This window comes from Runella sp. R0.1_18 (genome assembly GCF_057652155.1).
Genome location: NZ_JBYFCK010000034.1, coordinates 1 through 18,465 on the forward strand (window position 1 = coordinate 1; position 18,465 = coordinate 18,465).

The 18,465-nt window shown below is 44.0% G+C and carries 19 protein-coding genes; 5 read left to right on the plus strand and 14 right to left on the minus strand.

All coding sequences use genetic code 11. From position 1 onward, the window contains the following. Positions 1–59: 59 nt before the first annotated feature. From AC23P2_RS29480 to AC23P2_RS29535, 12 genes are all read right to left on the minus strand, one after another. Positions 60–953 (minus strand): cysteine peptidase family C39 domain-containing protein, encoded by an 894-nt coding sequence (locus AC23P2_RS29480; protein WP_487776525.1) that lies wholly within the window; start codon positions 951–953, stop codon positions 60–62. After that, entirely contained in the window at positions 950–1,423 is a 474-nt protein-coding gene (locus tag AC23P2_RS29485) for a hypothetical protein (protein WP_487776526.1), read from the minus strand. Before AC23P2_RS29485 ends, AC23P2_RS29480 begins: the two co-directional genes overlap by 4 nt. 13 nt (positions 1,424–1,436) lie before the next feature. Further along, positions 1,437–1,598, minus strand: a complete 162-nt coding sequence (locus tag AC23P2_RS29490) for a hypothetical protein (protein WP_487776527.1) — start codon at positions 1,596–1,598, stop codon at positions 1,437–1,439. After that, a complete protein-coding gene (locus tag AC23P2_RS29495) occupies positions 1,595–2,143 on the minus strand; it encodes a TlpA family protein disulfide reductase (RefSeq protein ID WP_487776528.1) in 549 nt (182 codons plus the stop codon). Before AC23P2_RS29495 ends, AC23P2_RS29490 begins: the two co-directional genes overlap by 4 nt. Positions 2,144–2,147: 4 nt before the next feature. Continuing rightward, complete coding sequence (locus tag AC23P2_RS29500; RefSeq protein WP_487776529.1) at positions 2,148–2,807, minus strand: hypothetical protein; 660 nt, start codon at positions 2,805–2,807, stop codon at positions 2,148–2,150. Between the two features lie 277 nt (positions 2,808–3,084). Further along, positions 3,085–3,273: a hypothetical protein gene (locus AC23P2_RS29505; protein ID WP_487776530.1), complete on the minus strand. Its 189-nt coding sequence runs from the start codon at positions 3,271–3,273 to the stop codon at positions 3,085–3,087. 70 nt (positions 3,274–3,343) lie between these two features. Next, complete coding sequence (locus AC23P2_RS29510; RefSeq protein ID WP_487776531.1) at positions 3,344–3,547, minus strand: hypothetical protein; 204 nt, start codon at positions 3,545–3,547, stop codon at positions 3,344–3,346. A 193-nt stretch (positions 3,548–3,740) separates the two neighbouring features. Continuing rightward, on the minus strand, positions 3,741–3,992 hold the full coding sequence (locus AC23P2_RS29515) for a helix-turn-helix domain-containing protein (protein WP_487776532.1): 252 nt from the start codon (positions 3,990–3,992) through the stop codon (positions 3,741–3,743). A gap of 177 nt (positions 3,993–4,169) precedes the next feature. Next, entirely contained in the window at positions 4,170–4,820 is a 651-nt protein-coding gene (locus AC23P2_RS29520; RefSeq protein ID WP_487776533.1) for a DedA family protein, read from the minus strand. A 125-nt stretch (positions 4,821–4,945) separates the two neighbouring features. Beyond that, positions 4,946–5,299, minus strand: a complete 354-nt coding sequence (locus AC23P2_RS29525; protein ID WP_028524386.1) for a four helix bundle protein — start codon at positions 5,297–5,299, stop codon at positions 4,946–4,948. A 169-nt stretch (positions 5,300–5,468) separates the two neighbouring features. Beyond that, positions 5,469–6,260: a phosphosulfolactate synthase gene (locus AC23P2_RS29530; protein WP_028524387.1), complete on the minus strand. Its 792-nt coding sequence runs from the start codon at positions 6,258–6,260 to the stop codon at positions 5,469–5,471. Positions 6,261–6,424: 164 nt separating this feature from the next. Then, the gene (locus AC23P2_RS29535) at positions 6,425–8,833 is read right to left on the minus strand and encodes an alpha-ketoacid dehydrogenase subunit alpha/beta (RefSeq protein ID WP_487776534.1); all 2,409 of its coding nucleotides are present in this window, start codon (positions 8,831–8,833) and stop codon (positions 6,425–6,427) included. Between the two features lie 204 nt (positions 8,834–9,037). Here AC23P2_RS29535 and AC23P2_RS29540 point away from each other — a divergent pair, with 204 nt between their 5' ends. Further along, entirely contained in the window at positions 9,038–9,442 is a 405-nt protein-coding gene (locus AC23P2_RS29540) for a DUF1573 domain-containing protein (RefSeq protein ID WP_122932073.1), read from the plus strand. 111 nt (positions 9,443–9,553) lie between these two features. Next, a complete protein-coding gene (locus AC23P2_RS29545) occupies positions 9,554–10,762 on the plus strand; it encodes a serine hydrolase domain-containing protein (RefSeq protein WP_487776535.1) in 1,209 nt (402 codons plus the stop codon). A gap of 54 nt (positions 10,763–10,816) precedes the next feature. On the opposite strand, the gene AC23P2_RS29550 is transcribed toward AC23P2_RS29545, so the two are convergent. Continuing rightward, positions 10,817–11,686, minus strand: a complete 870-nt coding sequence (locus tag AC23P2_RS29550; RefSeq protein ID WP_028524391.1) for a carbon-nitrogen hydrolase — start codon at positions 11,684–11,686, stop codon at positions 10,817–10,819. Between the two features lie 129 nt (positions 11,687–11,815). Here AC23P2_RS29550 and AC23P2_RS29555 point away from each other — a divergent pair, with 129 nt between their 5' ends. Next, entirely contained in the window at positions 11,816–14,035 is a 2,220-nt protein-coding gene (locus AC23P2_RS29555) for a S9 family peptidase (protein ID WP_487776536.1), read from the plus strand. Positions 14,036–14,153: 118 nt separating this feature from the next. Beyond that, positions 14,154–15,092 (plus strand): sugar phosphate isomerase/epimerase family protein, encoded by a 939-nt coding sequence (locus AC23P2_RS29560; protein ID WP_487776537.1) that lies wholly within the window; start codon positions 14,154–14,156, stop codon positions 15,090–15,092. A 95-nt stretch (positions 15,093–15,187) separates the two neighbouring features. On the opposite strand, the gene AC23P2_RS29565 is transcribed toward AC23P2_RS29560, so the two are convergent. Next, a complete protein-coding gene (locus tag AC23P2_RS29565) occupies positions 15,188–17,620 on the minus strand; it encodes a TonB-dependent receptor (protein ID WP_487776538.1) in 2,433 nt (810 codons plus the stop codon). Between the two features lie 136 nt (positions 17,621–17,756). Between AC23P2_RS29565 and AC23P2_RS29570 the strand changes: the two genes are divergently transcribed. Beyond that, complete coding sequence (locus AC23P2_RS29570) at positions 17,757–18,404, plus strand: MarR family winged helix-turn-helix transcriptional regulator (protein ID WP_487776539.1); 648 nt, start codon at positions 17,757–17,759, stop codon at positions 18,402–18,404. Positions 18,405–18,465 lie beyond the last annotated feature (61 nt).

The window sequence follows — 18,465 nt, forward strand, 5'->3', positions numbered from 1 at the left end:
GTTTTACCATTTTGATTGTGAAACCTAAGAAATTCCCTCCAATTTTAAATGGTTACACCTTACGGGAGCAGGACACTTCCAGCCAATTGACTGATAACCCGTTGAATACGCGCCGTATCGTTGAGGCGAGCTACCAAATCTCCTATTTTCCGAGAATCAAAAAACGACTTTGGCAAATCCAGTAGTGTTTCATAAAACCCTCCAACCATTCTGTTATTGAACTGCTTAGATTGCCGCATAAGAATATACGTTCGCAGCGACTCCAAACCTACCCGCACCAACAGCAAAAATGCCACCAAAGCCACTCCTCCAACTAATTTTGTGGCATTTCGTGATGGCAAAATATCGTCAATCAGTTTTTGAGAAAATACCGCCATCACCATACCCAGCAGTGCCATACCTAAGCCTAAAGCCGATGCTGTAACCAATAGTCCCCAGTCGTCTTGTAATAAATCTAACAGCCACTTTTTCTTGGCCTGTTGCTGCACTTTTACCAGTTGCAGTCGTTCGGTAGGGCGTAGGGTCAGGCATTTGCCCGATTTCCATATTTTCTTTAGTTCTTCTTCCGAATAGGTAACAATACCTTTGGCAGGGTCGGCAACAGTAAAAACCTCACCCCCTGCCCCTCTCCTTTCCAGAGAGGGGAGAGAAATTATGTAATGCTGTAAATTTCCCTCCATCACTATATGTAAAATAACAGGCTGACGGTGTTCAATAAGTGCCTCAATATCGGCCTCACAACCTTCGGCTTCTAAGCCAAGTGAATTGGCTGCTTGATAAAGCCCCAAAAGGGTAGTGCCTTCTTTGGTCGTACCGCTGAGTTCGCGCAGGCGTTCGAGCGAAGCATCGCTTCCATAATATCGCAGCAACATTCGCAAACATGCTACGCCGCAATCGGACGAGTCTTGTTGAAGAATAAATGATTTTTTAAGGGCTGTTTGTTGTTTATTCATGGCTTTGACGAATCATTCTGTTGTCTTTTCAATTTTCTGAGCTGCTTGGGTGAGATTTGTCCCTTCATTATTTTATACTCCCACTCTCCTATACCAGGACTCATTCGTTTTAATTTAGGATGTCCTACCAATAGTCCCCAACTTATTCCACATTTTATATAATACGATTGATGCGGTTGGACATCAATTATAAGACCTTTGGTTATTTCTGTTTTTGCCCAAAGCTCAGTTTTACCAGGCTGAATAATAGGCACTTTAAACGCATCTCTCACTCCAAGACGGCCCACTTTGGTATCGTTGATATAAATGTGGTACCTGATAGCCGCGCCCATTAGTTTGAAGGGGCGGTAAAAATAGAAATAAGCAGTGCTGTCACTCTTAGAAAAGGCGTTATCATTTGAAGTACGCTGCGCCCATGCGTTTACAATTCCGAAACAACTGATAAATGAAATTAAAATCAGTATTTTCATACAACTTACCTTCTTACTTTATTTCCCAAACCCTCAAACGGCACAGGATAAACGAGTCCCAAACCAATAGTTCAGTCATAAACAAGGGCATGATTTTAAACGAAAACCGACTGCTGCAACGTGGGCGAAAACCACCTTTAATAGCTGATAACTCATGGAAAAGTAACTTTTTCATAGCTTTGTAAGAGAATATTTAGGTGGGTTATCAGTAAGCAACGAAACAATTTTTTCAACTTTCACTACGCCTTTAAAGCGCTCAATCAAAGCCCCTTGGGCAGAATATAGTAAAGAAGAAGGAGTAGAAACAAAACCAAAGCGTTCATGACATTCATGGGTTTTATCTTGGACAATATGAAAATTTTTGAGTGACTCAAAACCGTAGTCTTTGCTGAATTTTTGCAGCACATCTCGCTCTTCGGTTGACACGAGCACCATTTCTATATCTGACAAGGCGGCTTTGTTTTTAACGATGTCTTTTATTTCCATGCGGCAAAACTCACAGCTCGAATCAAAATACACCAGCCAAGTTGTTTTGTCAGCTATGTCTTTTTGTGTGAAAGCACGCCCCTCCAAATCCGTAAATTGAAAAACTGGTACGTGCGTAGTGCGGTCGTTAATTTCTTTTTTGTGGGTAATTTTCTGAACTATACCATACCCTAGGTACGCACCTCCCACCGCCAAACTTATCAGTAAGGCGTATTTTAACCCAATTCGGCTCATGTTTTTATGAATAAGAAAGTGTCAAAAACATCACTACTGCTATCCAAATTGCCAGCCCAGCCCCATAACTTGCCGAAACAACACTTAAGCCACGGCCTAAACGATCAACCACCCCCTCGTGTTCATACCCGTGTTGATTTTGAAGAAGGGGTGCTACTTGATAAGCCAATATCCCCCAATAAACCACTTCAAATACGTTGAGCACCTGTAACGGATAAAGCCACCAAGCTTCTAAGGTATTAGGTTCAAACAGGCTAAGGAGCGATAAAGGATAAAACAACTGTAAATCTTGAAGTGTATAATTAGGCTGAATAAATAAAAACCAAAGAATCTTGGCAATAACTGGAATCAAAAAAATGACCTCAGCCTCAATAGCGGCAGCAAACAAGGATTTAAACCAAAAGCGATTGGTCGCCAGCCATACGCCCAAACTTAGCACCAAAGCTACCAACGAAAACTTGATAAGATACACCAGCGGAACAAGCACATAACTGAGCCATTCCCATTTTTTCCCTTGAGCAATCATGGCCTCTATTTGTTCATACGAAAGCTGGTCAGCAAGAGTATTAAAATAGAGCGTGTCTGAAATCAATGTTTCTTTCATAAGCCACGAAAGCCCCAGTACAATAGTACAAAACAATAAATAACGATAGTAATTGTTCATGGCTGTGATTCGGTTATTGAAAAGGTTTTCAGTTTTTAAATTTTGATTTATATAAATATGAAAACAAAAAATAAGTCAGTAAAATATGGCCTATAATCCCAAATAATTTTTTAAAACTATTTTCGATAAAATAAAAATTGAAAAGGGAATATATAGCTACAATATACAAAGTTGTATAAAACAATTGACGTAGTGTTATGTTATTCATTTTATTTTTCTTTTTAGGCTCTACTAATTCATGAATCTTTGATTTTCATGAATTAGTAGAACTGTTTTCTTAAATCCAATCAAAAGTACGACCAATTCCCCATGCAGCGCAGGCAACTCCTAAACCTGCGCCGATAGGGCCAAGTGCAACACGAGCTCCTAGCCGTGCTAATGCAAGAACGGTTAAGTCTGCGGCATCTACTCCACCACATACATAATCTACTCCATTTTTCCAGCCACCACCAGCTATGTTTGACATGGAAACAGTGTTAATTTTTTTCATATTTATGGTTGTTAACATTGATATTTTTACTCCAATTATAATACTGCTAAATCTTCCCTGAAGCAGTTGCTAATGGCACTAATAATACACAAACGGATGAATAAATAGCATTAGCTCCAAATGCTACAGGTCCCAATGACCAAGAGATTTCAAGTAAAGCGGCAGACACTCCACAAGAACCTGCATAATATTGCCACCCTTTTCCTTTTCCCTCAAACTTTTCCATTTCCAAAACTTCTAACTTTTTCATGTTTTAAAAAAATTTGATTTCATGTCCCTACTCTTTTCAGGCTTTTCGGGTTTCGCCTTTGGGAGGTTGGCCGCACTCCCTTTGATTATCAATTGATGATACAAAGGTCATCGCTACAACTGCATTTTTCAATAACCTAGCGTTATACTTTATTCGAGTTGGTTATAATTTATAACTTCTCAGAATAAACCCACTAGGCAGCACTTGCGTGTCGTTTGGTTAGTGCTTGTAAGGCCAACTCCTGCGCCGTACGAGAAATCAATTCAGTCATTGGTAGCTGATATACCTCTGCCAATTTTTGAATACACTCAAACGTAAAGCGGGTTTTACCACTTTCTCGCTTGCAGTAGGCGGCTTGGCTAATGCCTAACTGATAGGCAATTGCTTCTTGTGAATATCCGTACATCTCTCGAAGGGTTCGAACTTTTATTGTCAATTCGTCCATTGTTTCAGCGGCTTGTTAGGTTCAACAAAAATCAAAAATCGCGGGTAACTGCCCAAAAATAATACACGAAATAAGCCCCAAGCTGGGTGAACGTGGTTTTGCGTCGGATGAAACTAAAAAAGCTCCGCAAATCAGGCAAATCCTGACCTACGGAGCTTCGTATTTTTAAAAGGTTTCCTACGCCTTTGGCGTCAAAAACTTGGCTTTGACAAACTGCCATACCATTGGCAATACCGAAAGGCCAATGATACCAAATATCACTAATTCAAAGTTTTTCTTCACAATGGGCAAGTTCCCGAAGAAGAAGCCCAGCATCGTCAAAGTCGGTACCCACAAAAACGCCCCCACAACGCAGAAAAGAATATAACGCGAATAAGTCATGCTTCCTGCCCCTGCCACAAACGGCGCAATCGTACGGACAATCGGGATAAAACGCGCCATGATAACGGTTTTGCCTCCGTGTTTTTGGTAAAACGCTTCGGTTTGTTCCAAATATTCGCGTTTGAAAAACAGAATCCGTTCTCGTTTTTTGATGGTTGAGCCTAAAAATTTACCCACAAAATAATTGACGTTGTCGCCCATTAGCGCCGCCACAATCAACAACGGAATCACAATCCAAGGATTTAGCGCCCCCGTAGAAGCCGCCAATGCCCCCGTCGCAAATAGCAACGAATCACCTGGGAGTAACGGCATCACAACCAAGCCAGTCTCCGTAAATACGATTAAAAACAAAATCAAGTACGTCAACGTACCGTATTCGGTAATAATGTCAGCAAGGTGCTTGTCGAGGTGCAGAAAAAAATCTACTACTTGTGCGAGAAATTCCATTATTTATCGTTTTTGGTTTACATTTTTATTTAGTCCACAGTCGATGGTCAATAGTCTATGGTTAATGAGCCACAGTCGGCGGTTAGTGGTCTATGGATCATGGACTATCGACTATTCACTCCAAACTACCCAAGTGAATTTCGGAGAGCTTGAGTCATTTTGATAATTTGCTCTATCTCCGAATAAAGTTTTTCGAAGTCAGATTTATTGATGATATTTCGTCGTTGTCCAACATACAGGCATGAAACTACTTCAATACTTGAACGTATGGCGTATCCTAAAAATCGACCAAATTCAGCGTTAGACTGTCCCGTTGAACCTTCAGCAATATTGAGAGAAATAGAGTCAGCTGCACGTTTTATTTGAGATGTAAGAACAAATAACTCATCTTTTGGAAAAGAAAGTGTAAGCTCATGAATAGCGCCACTAAACTCCACAGCTTTCTGCCAAACTACTAACTGTTCAAACTTAAAGGCCATTTTGTTTTTTTTAGTGTATTGTCGGGGGTTAACAGTTGATAGTTCTATGGTCGATGGTCCACGGTCGATAGTTAGTAGTCGATTGTCAATAGTACATGGTTTTGGACGATACTAGCGTCTATGGACTGTCAACTATGGACTATGGACTACAGCCTATGGACGCTCCAACCTATTTCGACAACTTCCAACGTTTGCGGGTTTTGTCGTTGAGGTAATTGGCGAACGTATCCCCACGTAGCCCCAAGCGAATGGTTTCGAGCGGAATGATTTCGTTAGGGGCGATGTTTCCAAGATTCACATTAGCACCAATCAGTTTGACAAACCATACCTGTTGGGCTTTCTGCGGTGCTTCCCAGATGATGTCTTTGTTGGGAACTTGGGTCAAAATTTCTTCTACCAACCCTTGACGAACCTCTCCACTTGAACGGAAAAGACCTACGTTACCCGATTCGCGCGCTTCACCGATTACTTTCCAGGCGCCTGCTTCCAACTCGGCTTTCATCAGCTGAATCCACTTGTAAGGTGGAATAATCTTGGTTTCGTCTTTTGAACCAACTTCCGACAACACCTTTACTTGCTCGGCCAAAACGCGAATAAAATCACACTTAATTTCGGCAGGCATTTCAATCGAACCGTCCGATACTTCGGCGTATTCCAGCTGGTATTCGTCGATAAGGCGGCGATAGTCTTCAAATTGGTTTCTTACGACAAATGCCTCAAACAGCGTCCCACCAAAGTAAACGGGAATGCCTGCACTTTTATAGACGGCAATTTTATCTTTGAGATTAGGCGTAACAAATGAGGTAGCCCATCCAAGTTTAACAATATCTATATGAGGAGCCGAAATGTCGAGCATATCTTCGACTTGACGAATGCTCAACCCTTTGTCCATGACCATTGTTAATCCATACTGACGTGGTTTGGAAGTGCGGTCGGGGACTTGCGATAGTTTGAAATTCATATCGTTTGGTTAGGTATGTCTTTGAAAGTAAACCGCAAAATTAGCGATTCCAACCACAACCTACTAAAGTGCCTAAGAAAATAACCTGACTTTCATCAATCTTTAACAAAAAACCCGCAGAATACTCTGCGGGTAAAAGCGTGGGGTTTGGAAGTCAATATAGGTCAGTACAGCGCTGGAAATTGCTGTGGATTTGCTTCGTGAAGGAGGCCATACGCTGCCTCTACAATGTCTTCAACATTGGGTTTTGAATAGTAATCACCGTCGGAACTGTACGCAGGGCGGTGAGGTTTGGCTGATACACATCTTGGTGCCGAATCAAGCCATTGGTAGGCATTTTGTCCGTCCAAAACTTGTTGCATCATGTAAGCTGACGCCCCTCCTGGCATATCTTCATCGGCAAATATCACCCGATTAGTTTTCTTGATAGAATCTACAATCGAATGGTGAATATCAAAAGGTAAAAGTGTTTGAATATCAATAATTTCTACGCTTATGTCGAGCTGAGAAAGCTGCTCGGCTGCCTCTTGTACAATGCGGCACATCGAGCCGTAGGTGACAATGGTGAGGTCGGTACCTTTTCGCAATACTTCGGGCTCGCCGAGCGGCACACAAAATTGCCCTAAATTAGAAGGAAGGTATTCTTTGAGGCGATAGCCGTTGAGAGGCTCCACAACGAGGGCGGGGTCATCGCCACGCAGTAGCGTGTTGTACATCCCTGCCGCTTGCGTCAAATCGCGTGGTACGCAAACGTGTAAACCGCGTAAACTGTGAATCACCGAACCCATTGGCGAACCTGAGTGCCAAATACCTTCTAAACGGTGACCGCGTGTACGAATAATAAGCGGTGCTTTTTGCCCACCTTTGGTACGATAATGCAGCGAAGCTAGGTCGTCGGTGAGGGTAGCTAGTGTATAAAAGATATAGTCAAAGTACTGGATTTCAACAATAGGCTTTAGACCTCGAATGGCCAAACCAATGCCTTGGCCAATAATACTGGTTTCCCGAATGCCCGTATCCGTAATGCGCAATTCGCCGTATTTTTCTTGAAGTCCCGCAAAACCTTGGTTAACGTCGCCGATTTTTCCTACGTCTTCACCCATCGCAACGATGCGCGGGTCTTGTTCAAACAAGGCATCAAAGTTGGCGCGAATAATTTGGTAGCCATCTAGTAGGGGAGAGTCTTCGAGGTATTGGGCAGCTACGGGCGTTACTTTCAGGGGAGATTCGGGCGATTCGCTGTATAAGTGCGAGCTAAAGCGGTCGTGGTTAACTTCTGTATTTTTGGCCAACCATTCTACCAGGGCGTTTCGAGTAGCGGAAGGTTCAAAGCGTAAAAAACGAAGTGCTTTGCGGATAGCCGATGTATTGTGGCGGTGCAGAGGAACAATTTCTCGTTTTAACTCGTCGCTCATTTTGAGCAGCTCAGAAGTGAATCGACTTTCGTGAGCGGCTGTTTGTAGCAAGGTTACTACTTCATTTTGTTCATGGAGGATTGCCTCACTATATACTTTCCACGCATTGTTTCGTTCTTGACGAATGAACTTTTTGGCATTTTCGTCAATCTCCTCTAATTCTTCAGGGGACGCGTAGCCATTGGTCAAAATCCACTCTTTAAACTTCAGATTGCAGTCACCTTCTTGTTCCCATTGGAGGCGCTTGGCTGATTTGTAACGGGTGTGTGAGCCTGAGGTAGAATGGCCTTGCGGCTGGGTGACTTCTTCTACGTGTACCAATACTGGAATGTGCTGAGTACGACACAGTTCGGCCGCTTTTTGGTAGGTTTCAATCAGTCCTACATAATCCCAAGCTTTGACGGTGAAGATTTCAATACCGTTGGTTCCTTCTTCTCTTTGCAGCCCACCGAGTGCTTTAGAAATACTGGCTTTCGTGGTTTGATATTCGACAGGTACCGAAATCCCAAAGCCATCGTCCCATACCGACATTAAAAGAGGTACTTGTAATACCCCTGCGGCATTCATCGTTTCCCAAAACATCCCTTGAGAAGTAGAAGCATCTCCGATGGTTGCAAACGTTATTTCATCGCCATTGTGCGAGAAATCCGTCATTCCATGCAAACTTTCGTTGCCACGGTAGAGTTTTGACGCGTACGCTAACCCTACTGAGCGCGGAATTTGTCCAGCCGTAGGAGCAAGGTCATTGATATGATTATAGGTAGTTGTTTGGGGTTTCCACAAACCATTTTCGTCCAAATAACGCGTGGTGTAGTGGTTGTTCATCGAACGGCCTGCGGTGTGCGGCTCAAATTCGACGTCGGCATGGCCATAAAGTTGGGAAAAAAACTGCTGCCACGTGAGTCCTCCAAGAGCTGCCACGACGGTTTGGTCGCGATAATAGCCCGAACGAAAGTCCCCTTTTCGGAATGCCTTGGCCATGGCTATTTGGGCCAATTCTTTTCCATCACCAAAAATTCCGAATTTCGCTCGACCTCCCATCACATCTTTTCTTCCCAACAAGCTTGCTTGACGACTCTCACATACCAAACGATAGTCGTCCAGAATATTTTGGCGCGTTAGCGCAATAAGGTCGGTGGCGAGTTCGTTTTCTATCACGTTTCTTGATGAGTATTATTTTGTAAGATTTCGTTGTTTTGGCAAGTAAATATACAGGAAAACAACGGATGTTTCAAAATACAACTTTTTTGAGTTTCTTTGTTCTAAAATTTTGAACAAAAATAACATTTGGCAAAACTTTTGCTCCTACAATTTTTGTTAGACTAGCAACCAACTTTCACAAAACTTAATTTTACACACAACATGAAAAAGGTTTTTTCACTATTCGTAGCAATTTTAGCATTTAGCGCAGTTAGCTTCGCCCAAAAAGGAGTAATCAAATTCGCTAAGAACGAAAATGATTTCGGTAAAATCGAGCAAGGAAAGCCAGTGACTTACGTATTTGAGTTCACAAATACAGGTACTGACCCAATCGTATTGGGTAACGTAGCGGCTTCTTGCGGATGTACAACTCCTGAGTGGACGCGTGAGCCAGTGATGCCAAACAAAAAAGGAACGGTAAAAGCTACGTTTAACGCTGGCGTGATGGGACCTTTCAACAAGACTGTGACTGTACCAAGCAACGCTGAAAACGGAACCGTTTACTTAACACTCAAAGGTGAGGTGATTGCCAACAAAACAGCTACACCTGCTAAAAGTGGTAAATAATCGCCCTTGAAAGTGTTCTTCAAACGATAAACTTTCATTCATAAAAAGGCTTTGGCTTGGCTGCCAAAGCCTTTTTATTTATATTCACCCCGCTCGTTAACCCACTTTAGAATGATTAGAACCATTGCATTTCTCGCCTTAGTGGTTGTTTTTTCATGTAACAACACCAGCGATAATCAACACCAAGCATCCAATCTTCTTCACGCCTCAATCGACTGTGTTTCGGATAAATCGCTTTCTCCCGAAAAACTTTCCGAAGTAAAAAAACGTATCAAGGCCGACGAAAAAGCGGCTCGTTTGGATTCACTTTTTCAGCGGAAATTCAAATTAGAACGGTTTAATGGCAATGTGCTCATTGCCCAACAAGGCGTTGTTTTGTACCGTAATTCCAACGGCTACGCCCAAGTTGAAAAAAAAGATACCCTTCGGCCTGATTCGAAATTTCAGTTGGCGTCACTTTCAAAAACATTCACTGCGGTAGCTATTCTCAAACTTTATGAGGCGGGTAAGCTTAGTTTGGAAGACTCCGTCAAGAAATTTATTCCTCAGTTTCCGTACTCGGGTATTCAGGTCAAAAGCTTGCTCTCGCACCGTAGTGGCTTGCCCAATTATGCTTATGTACTCACCGACAGCGTACGTAAACGCAATCCTTATCCGACCAACGATGACATCGTGCGCTGGTACTGCGCCGTAAAACCAAGACCTTATAATACCCCAAACACCTACTTCAGTTATAGTAACACCAACTATGCGTTGCTAGCCACTATTGTTGAAAAGGTTTCGGGAAAAACGTTCGAGACTTTTCTCCGCGACTCCATCTTTAAGCCATTGGGCATGAAAAATACGTGGCTTGTCACCACTAAAAATGATTCGCTCAATCAATTGCGCACAGCGGGCTACCAGTATAACCGCCGTTTGCCAAAAGATAATTTTGACGATGTGGTGGGTGATAAAGGGGTGTATTCTACCATGGATGATATTTTTCGCTGGTATGCAGGGCTGAGTGGTGGGTGTGTGTTACGCCCCGAAACGTTAAAAGAAGCTTTTACCCCTCGTAGTTTTGAGAAAAAAGGTATCAGAAACTACGGCTATGGTTTTCGGATGCACGTGGACGAAGCAACGAAACAACCCAAATATGTCTATCATACAGGCTGGTGGAAAGGCTACAATACCTTGATGTGGTTTAGCCCCAAAGATAAGTTCGTCATTATCCTCCTGAGCAACCGTTACAATCGAAGCATTTATCAAATCAAGCCTATCTTGCAGATTTTGGAAGGAAAAGGTGAAGTCGATGCTGAAATTGAGGAGGGGATGTTTTGAGAAAAAGGGAGAATAGGCAGTTTCTGAAAACCGCCTATTCTATTAAGGCACAAACTACTCGTCAATCAAGCGCTTCGTAATTGGCTGGTAGCTGTCGATGCGGCGGTCGCGGAGGTAAGGCCAGGTGGTGCGATAATACTCCGTTTTGTCCAAATCGAGTTCGATTACCTTCGTTTCTTCTTGGTCGTGCGAAGCCAAGTACATCAGACTTCCGAAGGGATTAGAAACAAACGAACCGCCCCAAAACTGCTGATCAGCTTCGCGCCCTACGCGATTGACCGAAACGACATATACGCCGTTGGCAACGGAGTGGCTTCGCTGAATGGTTTGCCAGGCGTTGTATTGTTCTTGGCTAATGGCAGGGTCTTGCTCGTTGACATCCCAGCCAATGGCCGTTGGGTAAAACAAAATTTCCGCCCCCATCAAACTCGTGATACGGGCTGCTTCGGGATACCATTGGTCCCAACAAATAAGCACGCCCAATTTTCCAAATTTGGTTTGAAACACTTTATAACCCAAATCGCCTGGGGTAAAATAGAACTTTTCGTAGTAGCCTGGGTCATCGGGAATGTGCATTTTTCGGTATTTCCCCAAATAGCTTCCGTCAGCGTCCAAAACGGCAGTGGTGTTGTGGTATAAACCTGGCGCACGTTTTTCAAATAAGGAAGCGATAATCACAATACCGAGTTCTTTGGCTAATTCGCTAAGAACGTCGGTGGTAGGCCCTGGGATGGCTTCGCCGAGGCTAAAATTAGCGTGGTCTTCTACGTCACAGAAATAGAGTGACTTAAACAATTCTTGAAGGCAAACAATTTGAGCACCTTGCGCAGCGGCCTCGCGGGTTTTGGCGATGGCTTTCGCTAGATTATCGTTGACATCGGCGGTACAGCTCATTTGTACCAAACCTACTTTTACGTTTCGCATTTGAAAATGATTTTAGACCGCAAAAATAACGGGTAGCTAGGTATCTACAACCTGAAAGGGATTTTTGTCAATTTTTTATAAGTCTTCAAAAGTCTGTACTTTCGGACAAAAATCAACAAACCCTTCATTATGCGTTTATTTACTAACCTAGCAAGCGCTTTTCTACATTGCGCTCTTTTGATAAGTATATCGTTTGGGAGCGTGGCCCAAACCAAAGAAAAAGTGGTCGCTTCTGACCTCACTCGCATCAAACAACTGGGCAACGTCGCGATTTCGCCCGATGGAAAACGTATCGTTTACAACGTAAATACCATTGAACCTAACGCTGACGGCAGTGATTATGACTACAAATTGCACATTTGGCTGGCGGATGCAGATGGGAAAACAGCGCCTCGTGCCCTCACCCGTGGCAGCGAAAGCGCCGTGGGGCCTGTTTGGAGCCCCGATGGAAAAAGCATTGCTTTTACCCGCAGTGTAAAGGGAAAATCTCAAATTTTCGTGATGCCTTTGGATGGAGGGGAAGCGTGGCAGTTGACGGACTACAAGCACGGAGCAGGTGGGCCGCAGTTTTCGCCCGATGGCGCTAAAATTTTGTTCTCGACCTCGGTGAGCTTTGCTACTTTGATGACAGATTCGATTCTGAACCCGTCAAAAGGGGGGCCCGCATGGAGTTTGGAAAAAGCAGGTTTTTTGAAAAACGAACAACTCAAGAAAAACACCGTCAAACCTAATCCTGATGGCACAATTGAGGAAATTAGAGCGTACCTTGATAAAGATGTGGAGGATAAAAAAGCGAAAGTAATCAACCGTCTCAATTTTCAAGGTGAAGCTTCAGCGGGTCAAGAGTTGAGCTTTTCGCATCTGTTGGTGGTTGACGTCAAAGAAGGGGCAAAGCCTCTGCCGTTGACGAAAGGGTTTTATTCTTATAGCTCAGGTGCATGGTCGGGAGATGGAAAACAAATTTGGTTTGCTACTCGTACCGATACCCTCATTCATCCTGACCGCGACTTGGCAAACCGCATTTGTGTGATGAATGCTGACGGAAGTGGTGTTCGTACTGTCTTGACGGACAAAGCCCGTAGTTTTGGACAGCCTACGCCTTCGCCCGATGGGCAGTGGTTGGCGTTCACAACGTCGCAAGCGGCCATCAAATCGGGTACGCTTGATCAGTCTCATTTAGGTTTTTTGAATTTGAAAAATACAGGAACGACCTATACTATTCATTCTTTTGACCGTTCTCCTGGGAATGTGAAATGGGTGACGTTGACATTCCCCAAAAACAAAAAAGAAGTAGGTAAAGTCGAGTATGTTTATTTTACAGCCTCGTCAAACGGCGGAACGCCGTTGTATCGTGCTGTGCCTACGGTAGATAAAGTAGAACAACTTTCTGACTATGACACAGGGGTAACTGATTTTGACGTACAGCCCAATCAAGTAGTTTTTGTCAAAACTGAAATTACGAATCCATCTGAGTTGTATCGTGCGGATGTGTTGATGAAAAATGCTCAAAAACTGTCGTCGCACAACGATTGGGTTGCCAAAAAAGCCTTGAGTATTCCGACCAAACATACGTTTACGAACTCGAAAGGCCAAACGGTGGAGTACTGGATTATGAAGCCAACAGTGGTGGAAGCAGGTAAAAAGTACCCTTTATTACTCAACATGCACGGTGGCCCAACTGCCATGTGGGGGCCAGGTGAAGGCTCTATGTGGCATGAGTTCCAGTATTTCTGTGCCCAAGGTTACGGAGTTGTGTATGCCAACCCGCGCGGTTCGGGAGGCTACGGCGTCGAGTTTATGCGCGCCAACTACCGTGATTGGGGAACAGGCCCTGCCGAAGATGTATTGCGTGCTTGTTCGGAAGCAGCCAAAGAATCGTGGGCCGATACGTCGCGTCAGGTGATTACGGGTGGTTCGTATGCGGGCTATTTGACGGCTTGGATTATTGCACACGACCACCGTTTTAAGGCAGCGTTTGCGCAGCGGGGCGTGTATGACTTGACGACATTTATGGGCGAAGGAAACGCGTGGCGCTTGGTGCCTAATTATTTTGGAGGCTACCCGTGGGAGGCCGAAACCAAAGCGTCGATGGATGCAAATTCACCTTATACGTTTGTGGATAAAATAAAAACTCCGTTTCTGATTAAACACGGTGAAAACGATTTGCGCACGGGAGTGATTCAAAGTGAGATGATGTACAAGTCGTTGAAAATCATGGGGAAAGAAGTGGAGTATGTCCGTATGCCAGGCGGAACGCATGAATTGAGCCGCAGCGGAAACCCTCGTCAGCGCATCGACCGTATGTTGCGGATTTATGAGTTTTTTGAGCGGTACGTTGGGAAGAAGTAAAAATACTTCCACGACTGCCTTTTGAAGATTAAAAAGAAAGCCCATTGAAGTGTGATGATTTTGTTGTCAACTTCAATGGGTACGTATAAATAATTACAAACCCTTTTAAACTAATTACATGAATAATCGTCGCTCGTTTATCAAGCAATTAGGGGCTGTGGCAGGGGCTGCAGCGCTTGCTCCTGAAGTGTTGGCCTTTGAGCCACAGAAGAAACTATGGTTTGAGATTTCATTGGCGGAGTGGTCGTTGCACAAAGCCATTTTTAATGAGAAAAAACTGACCAACTTAGACTTCCCTGTGGTAGCTCGTAAAGAATTTGGGATTGGTATTGTGGAGTACGTCAATCAAATGTTTAAAGACAAAGCCAAAGACACGGCCTACCTGAATGAGCTTTTGACGCGTTGCAAAGACAACGACATCAAAAATCACCTCATTATGATTGACGGCGAAGGTGGCCTGGCCGAGACTGATGATGCAACGCGTAATAAGGCCGTTGACAACCACAAAAAATGGGTAGAATGTGCCAAATACTTGGGTTGTAAGACGATTCGGGTAAACTCATTTGGTCGGGGTACAGCCGAAGAGGTAGCCAAAGCTGCCGTTGATGGATTGGGTAAATTGGGTGAATTTGCCGCTCCTGTGGGCATCAATGTAATTGTAGAAAACCACGGAGGTTTTTCTTCCGATGGGAAGTGGTTGTCGGGCGTAATGAAGCAAGTGAATATGAAAAACGTAGGTACCCTTCCTGATTTTGGCAACTTCTGCATTAAGCGTAGTACAGGGGGTGAGTGGGGCGGAAGCTGCACCGAAGAATACGACCGTTATTTGGGGGTAAAAGAGTTGATGCCATTTGCCAAAGGTGTAAGTGCCAAAACCAACGATTTTGATGCCAATGGCAACGAAGCGAAAATGGACTACGCGAAGCTTCTCAAAATTGTGAAAGACGCGGGCTTCCGTGGCATTGTAGGTATCGAATACGAAGGAAATGTAACGTCAGAATACGACGGTATCAAAGCCACAAAGAAACTTCTTGAGCGCGTAGGCGCAAGTGTTTAAGGGAATGTCGAGGGTCGAGTGCAGAGTGTCGAACAAGAACACTCCATTCGACATCGCTCGGGCGACCCCGTCTGCATTCTACCCTCGACACTTAATTAAAACTCAATCACAAAACCCAGCGCAGGGGTGAAATTGGCGTCTTCGTTCGCAAGAATGAGCGGGATACCATTACTGCCGTCGCTTCGTAACGCTTGCCCATCCGTAGTTCTAAATCCAGAATTATCAGCTAAGCGCTCAAAAGTGTATTGAGGTAAAGCAGGGTTGGCTGTTAATAGGGCGTTTTGTAAGTCAAAAAACAAATCAATGGAGGTTTTCTTGTAATTCCATTTTTTATCAATACGAAAATCTACACGACTAAATGACTTCAATCGTAGGCTATTAAGTCGAGTATAATCTTCGGTACCTACGCCCGTGGTGAGGTAGTTGCGCTGCGAAGCGGCCAAGTCGTAAGGCGTGTAAGGTGCGCCCCCTTGGTAGAGCCATTTAAGACCCAACTCCCAGCCTTTTTTAAATTTATACCCTAATTGTGTTGAAATTAGGTTGCGCGTATCCCACGCAGAAGCCACATACTTTCCATCTTTTCCCGAAAACTCAGAACGGAAGAGCGTGTAGCTAAAGACCCCAAAGAAATTTTTGGTCAGCTTTTGTTGGAAGAAAAACTCAAGCCCGCGGCTACGTCCTTTGCCCGTGCTTAGTACAGCTTCGTTGCCAATGGCTCCGAAGTTCCCGCCTTGGTTGGCCAACGAAATACCATCACGTACCGAAACGGGGTAGTTATCGTATTGCTTCATAAATCCTTCGAGCGTAATGCGAGTGGTAGGTGTTGGGATAAATTCTAAGCCTGCAACCAAATGGTCGGAACGGATATATTTGCTTGATTTATTGACAAAATTGCCGTCTTGCTTATACCCCAAAACCGTATAAATCGGCGTTTTGAAATACCGCCCCACCGACGCATTTAAACGCCATTTGTCGCTCAATTGGTAACTTGCCGAAATGCGCGGACTAATGGTTTCGAGCGGGTTGTTTCCGTCCGAGGTAAATGAGTTCATGTCGGTACGCAAACCAGCCGAAAGATTCAGGCGGTCGTCTAATAGCTTACGGTTTACTTGAGCAAAAGCCCCGAACTTGAAAAAATCAATGGCCGTGTTGAACGCAATGTTTACGGCAGGTTGAATCACCTCTCCTTGGGTATTTTTGACTTCACGGCGCAGTACGTTAAAGAAGTCGTTGTTATACTTAACATACTGAAGCATAGCACCGTAGCTATATTCCCACTTACCCACAAACTTATTCACATCCAAGCGGAGTTTGTTCTCAATTTCTTGAGATACACTTTTAAGCGCCCGATAATTCTCGTCACCTTGGCGGTTATCCTCAAAACGATCAAGGCGGTTGTTGAACATATTTCGGCTCAAGGAAACGTTAAGGTAGCCGTTTTCCAGAAGGCGTTTAAGCGAAAACCCTGTGGTATAATTCCACTGATTAATGGTGGGGTTAGAACGAAGCACGTACTCTTTTTCGGGGGAAGATTCTTTGGGAACCGCAAACGAAAATTCGTCGATGGCTCCCACTCCAATGGCTGTTAATGTAGTCTTTTTGTTGAGCTTGTGCGTGACTTTGTATTGAAAATCCCAGTAGTTGGGACGAATAGGGAGGTCAATGGCTTTGAACAAAAATTGCAAATAAGAGCGACGCACCGATGCCAAAAAGGTGGTTTTGGGTGAAAGTGGCCCTTCAAATGTCCCTGCTACCTCGGTTGAACTGACGCGAAAGTTACCTTGGAGGCGTTCGGGATTGCCTTCGCGCTGACGGAATTGTAACACCGACGAAAGGGCATTGTCATAACGGGCATTGAAGCTACTCGAACTCAACGTGGCATCTTCAATAAAAGAAACGTTCAAAATCCCCGTGGGGCCTCCGGAGCTGCCCTGAGTCGCAAAGTGGTTGATAACGGGGATTTCGATGCCATCGAGATAAAAAACGTTTTCGTTGGGGCCACCACCACGAATGATGAGGTCGTTACGAAAACCTCCCACCGAGCCTGCCGTCCCACCAACGCCTGGAAGTACCTGAATCACGCGCGAAATATCAAAGTTCCCGCCTGGGTTGTTTTTGATTTCTTCGGTAGTCAGTTTTTGAATGGAGTTGGGCGTTTCGACCGAGGCAACTGAAATAGAACGATTATAGACGACTTTGGCTTCGGTCAATTGTACCGCTTCTTCTTCAAGGTCAAACGTAATTTGTTGGGCATTTCCCGACGTGAGTACGACGTTGAATTTACTGGCAGTTTTGTAGCCTACAAAAGATGCTTTGAGGTTGTAGCTTCCTACGGGAAGGACTAGTTTAAACTTTCCATCCACGTCGGTGGTGGTGCCTTGGGTCGTACCTTCAATCTGTACCGTAACCCCAATGAGCGTTTCTTGGGTACGTTTGTCGCGCACAGACCCCAAAATGGTTCCTGTGTTTTGGGCGAACGCATTGGTAAAACTAACGATGAGTAGTAGAGCGAATAGGTGTGTTTTCATGCGAATTTTAAAATGAGCAGTAAAAAACATTTATGATTGGAATTGTGTTAATTACTACGATAACATTCCAAATGAATTATTGTTTGTACGAAAACAAAATATTTTTCAATTTTTAGAATGTTTTCACTACTAAAAAATGAACTACGCATTATTACAAGAGCTGATTGGGCACTTAGCCAACTACGAAGCGCAGCGTTCGCCGCTTCAACGGAAAGACATGGAGGGGTTTGTGGCATACCTTAATCAACAAGTTTTCGCTAAATCGTCTGACCCCAAGCTGAAATTTGAAAATGGAGAAACGGTAGAGGTACTGCTATCGCAGTTGGTGGCGTTTTTGTATCGCTATGCCAAAGGGTATATCAAAAAAGCGCTGGACTCTGCTCACCTGATTACGATTGATGATTTTTCGTATTTGGCGGGCATTTGGCAAACGGGCGGCTGCACCAAAACGGAGATTATTGACATGAACATCCACGAAAAAACGACGGGGATGGAAGTCATCAAGCGGTTATTGAACAATGGCCTCATCGAACAAACGGACGATCCAAAAGACCGCCGAAGCAAACGCTTATTGATTACGGGGAAAGGAATGGGGGTACTTTTCGGGACGTTTGAAGAAATGCGAAAAGCGAGCTTAATTATTGCAGGAACGCTCAATGAAGCGGAAAAAATGCAATTGTTACACTTACTTCAAAAACTGCACTTTTTTCATAAACCGTTGTTTCTCAATGAGCGAGAAACGGGCTTGGATGGGTTGTTGGCAATGGTAGAAGCTGCAAAATAAAAAAATAGACTTTCCAAGTTAAGCCTAAAACGTGGAAAGTCTATTTTTTCATAAATACTTA

Bases quoted from the DNA above. Each gene is read 5' to 3' on its own strand.
- AC23P2_RS29480 (WP_487776525.1), bottom strand. From the start codon at position 953: ATGAATAAACAACAAACAGCCCTTAAAAAATCATTTATTCTTCAACAA.
- AC23P2_RS29485 (WP_487776526.1), bottom strand. From the start codon at position 1,423: ATGAAAATACTGATTTTAATTTCATTTATCAGTTGTTTCGGAATTGTA.
- AC23P2_RS29490 (WP_487776527.1), bottom strand. From the start codon at position 1,598: ATGAAAAAGTTACTTTTCCATGAGTTATCAGCTATTAAAGGTGGTTTT.
- AC23P2_RS29495 (WP_487776528.1), bottom strand. From the start codon at position 2,143: ATGAGCCGAATTGGGTTAAAATACGCCTTACTGATAAGTTTGGCGGTG.
- AC23P2_RS29500 (WP_487776529.1), bottom strand. From the start codon at position 2,807: ATGAACAATTACTATCGTTATTTATTGTTTTGTACTATTGTACTGGGG.
- AC23P2_RS29505 (WP_487776530.1), bottom strand. From the start codon at position 3,273: ATGTCAAACATAGCTGGTGGTGGCTGGAAAAATGGAGTAGATTATGTA.
- AC23P2_RS29510 (WP_487776531.1), bottom strand. From the start codon at position 3,547: ATGAAAAAGTTAGAAGTTTTGGAAATGGAAAAGTTTGAGGGAAAAGGA.
- AC23P2_RS29515 (WP_487776532.1), bottom strand. From the start codon at position 3,992: ATGGACGAATTGACAATAAAAGTTCGAACCCTTCGAGAGATGTACGGA.
- AC23P2_RS29520 (WP_487776533.1), bottom strand. From the start codon at position 4,820: ATGGAATTTCTCGCACAAGTAGTAGATTTTTTTCTGCACCTCGACAAG.
- AC23P2_RS29525 (WP_028524386.1), bottom strand. From the start codon at position 5,299: ATGGCCTTTAAGTTTGAACAGTTAGTAGTTTGGCAGAAAGCTGTGGAG.
- AC23P2_RS29530 (WP_028524387.1), bottom strand. From the start codon at position 6,260: ATGAATTTCAAACTATCGCAAGTCCCCGACCGCACTTCCAAACCACGT.
- AC23P2_RS29540 (WP_122932073.1), top strand. From the start codon at position 9,038: ATGAAAAAGGTTTTTTCACTATTCGTAGCAATTTTAGCATTTAGCGCA.
- AC23P2_RS29545 (WP_487776535.1), top strand. From the start codon at position 9,554: ATGATTAGAACCATTGCATTTCTCGCCTTAGTGGTTGTTTTTTCATGT.
- AC23P2_RS29550 (WP_028524391.1), bottom strand. From the start codon at position 11,686: ATGCGAAACGTAAAAGTAGGTTTGGTACAAATGAGCTGTACCGCCGAT.
- AC23P2_RS29555 (WP_487776536.1), top strand. From the start codon at position 11,816: ATGCGTTTATTTACTAACCTAGCAAGCGCTTTTCTACATTGCGCTCTT.
- AC23P2_RS29560 (WP_487776537.1), top strand. From the start codon at position 14,154: ATGAATAATCGTCGCTCGTTTATCAAGCAATTAGGGGCTGTGGCAGGG.
- AC23P2_RS29565 (WP_487776538.1), bottom strand. From the start codon at position 17,620: ATGAAAACACACCTATTCGCTCTACTACTCATCGTTAGTTTTACCAAT.
- AC23P2_RS29570 (WP_487776539.1), top strand. From the start codon at position 17,757: ATGAACTACGCATTATTACAAGAGCTGATTGGGCACTTAGCCAACTAC.